This is a genomic window from Tepidibacter formicigenes DSM 15518 (assembly GCF_900142235.1).
Lineage (GTDB): Bacteria > Bacillota > Clostridia > Peptostreptococcales > Peptostreptococcaceae > Tepidibacter > Tepidibacter formicigenes.
Genome location: NZ_FRAE01000054.1, coordinates 1 through 5,165, shown reverse-complemented (window position 1 = coordinate 5,165; position 5,165 = coordinate 1). Strand labels below are relative to the sequence as shown.

Sequence of the window (5,165 nt, the reverse complement as noted above, 5' to 3'; positions counted from 1 at the left end):
GTATTGGTAGAACCTTAACATTAGATGTATTTAAATTGGAAATATAAAAGAAAAACTTGAATATATTTGTATAAACTATATGGAATTAATTTTGTAAAACAAGAAGAAAGCTATAAAAAAATAATATAAAAATAAAATTTACAGAATATTCGAAGAATGATATTGACTCAGAGGATATAAGTATGTTAAAATTATTTGAAAAATATGGTAACAAATATATTAATAATTGTTTAGGGGGGATTTTTTTGAAAGTAAAAAAACAAATTATATCAGTTGTTTTAGCTGCTTCAATTGCAACTTTTCCGATGTTATCTTTTGCAGATCAAGTAAGATATGCAAATAGAAGTGATGTTCCAAAGGAATATACTTGGTCAATAGAAGATATTTATTCAACGGATAATTCTTGGGAAGAGGATTTTAAAAAGCTAGAAAATAGTCTATCAAAGGTAGAAAGCTATAAAGGAAAATTAAAAGATGAAAAGAATATACTAGAAATATTGAAGTTAAAAGATGAACTTTTTAGGCTTAAAGATAAGATATATGTTTATGCAAATCTTAAAAGAGATGAAGACAGCTCTAACTCAAAATATTCAGCCATGGCAGATAGAGCAGAAGGAATTAGCACTAAAACTGCAGCTACTTTTTCTTTTGTAGAACCAGAATTATTATCTTTACCAGAAGAAACATTAAAAAGTTATATTAACAAATCAGAATTTAAAGATTATGATTTGTATTTTAAAAATCTTTTAAGAACTAAACAACATTCTTTATCTTCAGAAGGAGAAAGAGTATTAGCGTTAGCTTCAGACATAACATCAGTTCCAGAAAATATAGCTTCAATATATAGAACTGTAGATAGAAAAACAGAGGATATTACTTTAGATAATGGAGAAAAAGTAAAAGTAACTCCTGCGATGTATTCAAAATTACTAGATAATCAAAATAGAGATATAAGAAGAAAAGCATTTGAATCTGAATTTAAAAGTTTTGAAAAAAATATACATACTTTAGCTGCTACTTTGGCGGGAGAAGTTAAAACTAATATTTTCTTTGCTAAATCAAGAAAATATAATTCTGCACTTGAAGCATCACTAGACGCTGACAATATAAAACCTGAAGTTTATGATAATATAATTAAAGCAGTTAATGATAATTTAGAGCCATTGCATAAATATGTATCACTTAGAAAAAAGGTTTTAGGAATAGAAGATAAGGTTAGATATTATGATATGTATGTTCCTATAGTTAAACAAGCAAAAAATGAATATATAAGTTATGAAAAAGCTAAGGAAATGGTAAAAGAAGCACTGTATCCATTGGGAGATAAGTATATAAAAGATTTAGACAAGGCTTTTAAGGAAAGATGGGTAGATGTATATGAAAATGATAATAAAAGATCAGGAGCGTATGCTTGGGGTAGTTATGATACACATCCATATGTTTTATTAAACTATAATGGAACGCTTGACTCTGTGTCTACTTTAGCTCATGAGCTTGGGCATGCTATGAATTCATATTATTCAAATAAGACTCAATTTTATTCAAAATCACAATATCCTATATTTACAGCAGAAGTAGCTTCTACTACTAATGAAGCCTTAATGATTGATTATTTAATTAAACATGCTAAAACTAAAGAAGAAAAAATGTATTTAATAAATTCATATTTAGAACAGATAAGAGGTTCAATATATACTCAAATTATGTATGCCGAATTTGAAAAAGCAATTCATGAAGCTGCGGAAAATGGAGAAGCTTTAACAAGTGAATTTTTAAATGAAACTTGGGGCAATTTAATGGCTAAATATTATGGAGAAGATTTTGAGGTAGATGATTTGTCTAAAGTATGGTGGTCAAGAATTCCTCATTTTTATTACAATTTCTATGTATATAAATATGCTACAGGACTTTCTTCAGGTATAATATTATCAGAAAAAATGGTAAATAATGAAGAAGGAGCAAGAGATGCTTATTTAGAGTTCTTAGCATCTGGAGGAAATGATTATCCAGTTGAAATGCTAAAAAAAGCAGGTGTAGATATGTCTACAACTGAGCCTATTGAAAAAGCTCTTCAAAAATTTGATGAATTACTAACTGAGCTTGAAAGTCTTATGAATGAATAAGTTATAATAAAAAATCCTAGGGTGACCTAGGATTTTTTTGTGTGTCGGGTAGAAAAACGTATGAATTTTTAATATTCTTACTAAGGTTATAATATCATATATAGGATTGCTATAATATGACATTTGTCATATATTTATAAATTATTATTAAACTTTAAATTTATCTGCTTGTTCTTTTAACATTTTAGACATTGAACTTAACTCTTCAATACTTGCTCCAATTTCTTCAAAAGCGCTTACTTGATCTTGTATAACTTGATTGATTTCTTCAGAAGCAGAAGCATTATCTTGTGTTGTTTTTGACATTTCATCAATCGCTCTTGATATATCATTAGAAATTTCAGATTGTTGTTTAGCTAAATTAGAAACCATATCAATTTTATCATTTATTTCCTGAATAGAATTTAAAATATTTTTAAACTGATTATTTGTATTATTTGTTTTTTCAACACTTATTTTTACGTATTCTTGTCCATCTTTAATTAATATATCTGCATTAGTTGTTTTTTCCTGTATTTCTTGTATAAGTAAGCTTATTTTCTCAGCTGAATTTTTGCTTTCCTCAGCTAGTTTTCTTACTTCTTCAGCAACAACAGCAAATCCTTTACCATGTTCTCCTGCTCTTGCAGCTTCTATAGCAGCATTTAAAGCTAATAAATTAGTTTGTTCTGAAATTCCTGTAATTATAGTAACTATTTCATTTATTTCATAGGATGAATTTTTTAGGTCTCCTATAATTTTAAATATATTTTCTGTAGATTCTTTTACTTTATTTATACTTGTAACAACCTCATTTATATTATTTGCTCCAATATTTGCAGCTTCTAATACGTTTGTGCTGTTTTTAGAAGCAACCTCGATTTCGCTATAAATAATTTGAGAACTATTAGCCATTTCCTCAATATTTGCTGTAGCTTCTTCAATGATACTAGCATTAGTTTGAATACTAGAAGATACATTACTCATTTCATGTGCAATATTTTCTATACCTTGGTTTGCTTGTTCTATAGCAATTGATACTTGTTCAGATGATTCAGATAATGTATAGGCATTATTTTTAACTTGATTAACTAAATTTTGTATTTTAGTAACAAATAAATTAAACCATTTTGATAGTTCTCCTATTTCATCTTTAGCAGTAACTTCAAGTCTTTGAGTTAAATCTCCTTCTCCTTCAGCTATATTATTTAGCATATGAGTGGTTTTAATTATCGGCTTTGTTATTAAAAATGAAATATATATTCCAAATGAAAGAGATACGATAATGCTTGCAATAATAGTTATAATAATCATTGTTTTTATATTTTTTACGCTTTTTTGAGTTGACGTAGTAATATCAGTGTATATTTCTTCTACTAAAGGCTCAAATTTATGAATAGTATTTCTATATTCTCCTTTTAGCCCATCCTTGCTAGTTAGACCTATTTCTTTATCTAAGGTATGTAATTTATTAAATACATATTCAGCATTATTTACAAGTGATGCTAAATATTGGTTAGTTGATAAAGATTTAATTTTCGAGAAAATTGATATCAACTCATTATACTGTTCTATATTTTTTGTTAAAAAATAATTTTCTTTTGCTAGATGAGCTTTTAATAATAAAGTATTTATTTCATTATTTGAGGATAAACTCTCTATTTTACTTTCTATATCTTTTAGTTCACCAGCTAAGCCATATTCTTCAAAACCTTTTACATTTATTTTATCAACTACTTGTAAAAATAAATCATGATAATCCTTTACTAATATCTCCATTTTATTTATTTTTTTAATATATTCTGGATTTGAATATATTTCTTTATATTGTTTTAAAGATTTCATCAGTTCTTCTAACTTTTTATAATGAGTTTCGAACTTATCTACATATTTACTTTTTCCAGTTTTAAAAAATTCTGGATTGTTTAATTCTCTTAATAAAAAATCTTTTTCATCTCTTCGTAGTTCTAATACAAGTGTATAGAGTTTTTCATTCTTAGAAAGCAAACTTATTTTGCTATATCCAATATCAGTTATAAAGTTAAATGACATTAATCCCATGAAAACAAAAATGATTATCATTACCACGAAAGCTGAAAGTAACTTTTTTCTTATTTTCCAATCATTAAATTTAAATATCATTAGTTGTCCTCCGTTCGCTGTTGTTTTTAAAGTAGAATTGATTTTCTGTTTAAAACTTCGTAGAGATATCCAGAAAATTTAAGATGTTGATGCTTGCATTGATATAAATATGCCTATATCGAAATATATATCGGTAAACTTTATATTTAGTTAAATAGTAAATGTTGAAAAATTATATTTATCTGGATAGATAATAATTAGTTAATTAAAGTTATAAATTAAATTAACTTACTTTACGATAAAATGATATAATTGTAAATAAATCACAAAGATAGAAATGGGAGATAATAGACTTCCGGGTAAAAGCTTAGATAGTAGAGATTCTAGGGTTGGTTTTGTGAAAATAGAAAACATAGTAGGAAAGGTATTTATAAGATTATATCCTTTTAGCAAAATTACTTTATTAAAGTAAATAATATAAGGGAAAGAAATTTTTATGTATGAATATAAATTATTAATAAATAATTGTTGAATATGCATAAAAAGGGATAGAGGTTAGTTTAAAATAAAATATTAGAAAAATTTCAAAAAAGTATTGACGAAATTAAATAAAGATGATATATTATTACTTGTCCTCAACAAAGGGAAGAACAAGTTGAACTTTGAAAATTAAACAGTAGGTCATAATGAATCACACCATGTGATTCTGGATATAAAACATGAAGCCAATGAAGTTTATTTTGAGCAACGGAAATCTTTGATTTCGTTGGCGATATAAACGAAGTTTATTTTGAGAGTTTGATCCTGGCTCAGGATGAACGCTGGCGGCGTGCCTAACACATGCAAGTCGAGCGAGGAGATAAGAGCTTGCTCTTTGATCTTAGCGGCGGACGGGTGAGTAACGCGTGGGTAACCTGCCCTATACACATGGATAACATACCGAAAGGTATGCTAATACAAGATAATACTAAGATAAGGCAT

The 5,165-nt window shown here is 26.9% G+C and carries 3 protein-coding genes and 1 rRNA gene; 3 read left to right on the top strand and 1 reads right to left on the bottom strand.

Features of this window, described 5'->3' with window-relative positions; all coding sequences use genetic code 11:
• Positions 1 to 245 precede the first annotated feature (245 nt).
• A complete protein-coding gene (gene pepF / locus BUA77_RS09825) occupies positions 246 to 2,123 on the top strand; it encodes an oligoendopeptidase F (protein ID WP_084605693.1) in 1,878 nt (625 codons plus the stop codon).
• A gap of 147 nt (positions 2,124 to 2,270) precedes the next feature.
• Here pepF and BUA77_RS09820 read toward each other — a convergent pair whose 3' ends face one another.
• Positions 2,271 to 4,244 carry a methyl-accepting chemotaxis protein gene (locus tag BUA77_RS09820; RefSeq protein ID WP_072889686.1) on the bottom strand — a complete coding sequence of 658 codons (1,974 nt, stop codon included), beginning with the start codon at positions 4,242 to 4,244 and terminating at the stop codon, positions 2,271 to 2,273.
• A gap of 277 nt (positions 4,245 to 4,521) precedes the next feature.
• On the opposite strand from BUA77_RS09820, the gene BUA77_RS14735 reads away from it, so the two are divergent.
• Entirely contained in the window at positions 4,522 to 4,656 is a 135-nt protein-coding gene (locus BUA77_RS14735) for a S26 family signal peptidase (RefSeq protein WP_242939112.1), read from the top strand.
• Between the two features lie 314 nt (positions 4,657 to 4,970).
• Positions 4,971 to 5,165, top strand: a 16S ribosomal RNA gene (locus tag BUA77_RS09815); the annotation flags it as partial.

What these genes read in the sequence shown, in the direction of transcription:
- BUA77_RS14735 (WP_242939112.1), top strand. Translation starts at nt 4,522, where the DNA reads ATGGGAGATAATAGACTTCCGGGTAAAAGCTTAGATAGTAGAGATTCT.
- BUA77_RS09820 (WP_072889686.1), bottom strand. Translation starts at nt 4,244, where the DNA reads ATGATATTTAAATTTAATGATTGGAAAATAAGAAAAAAGTTACTTTCA.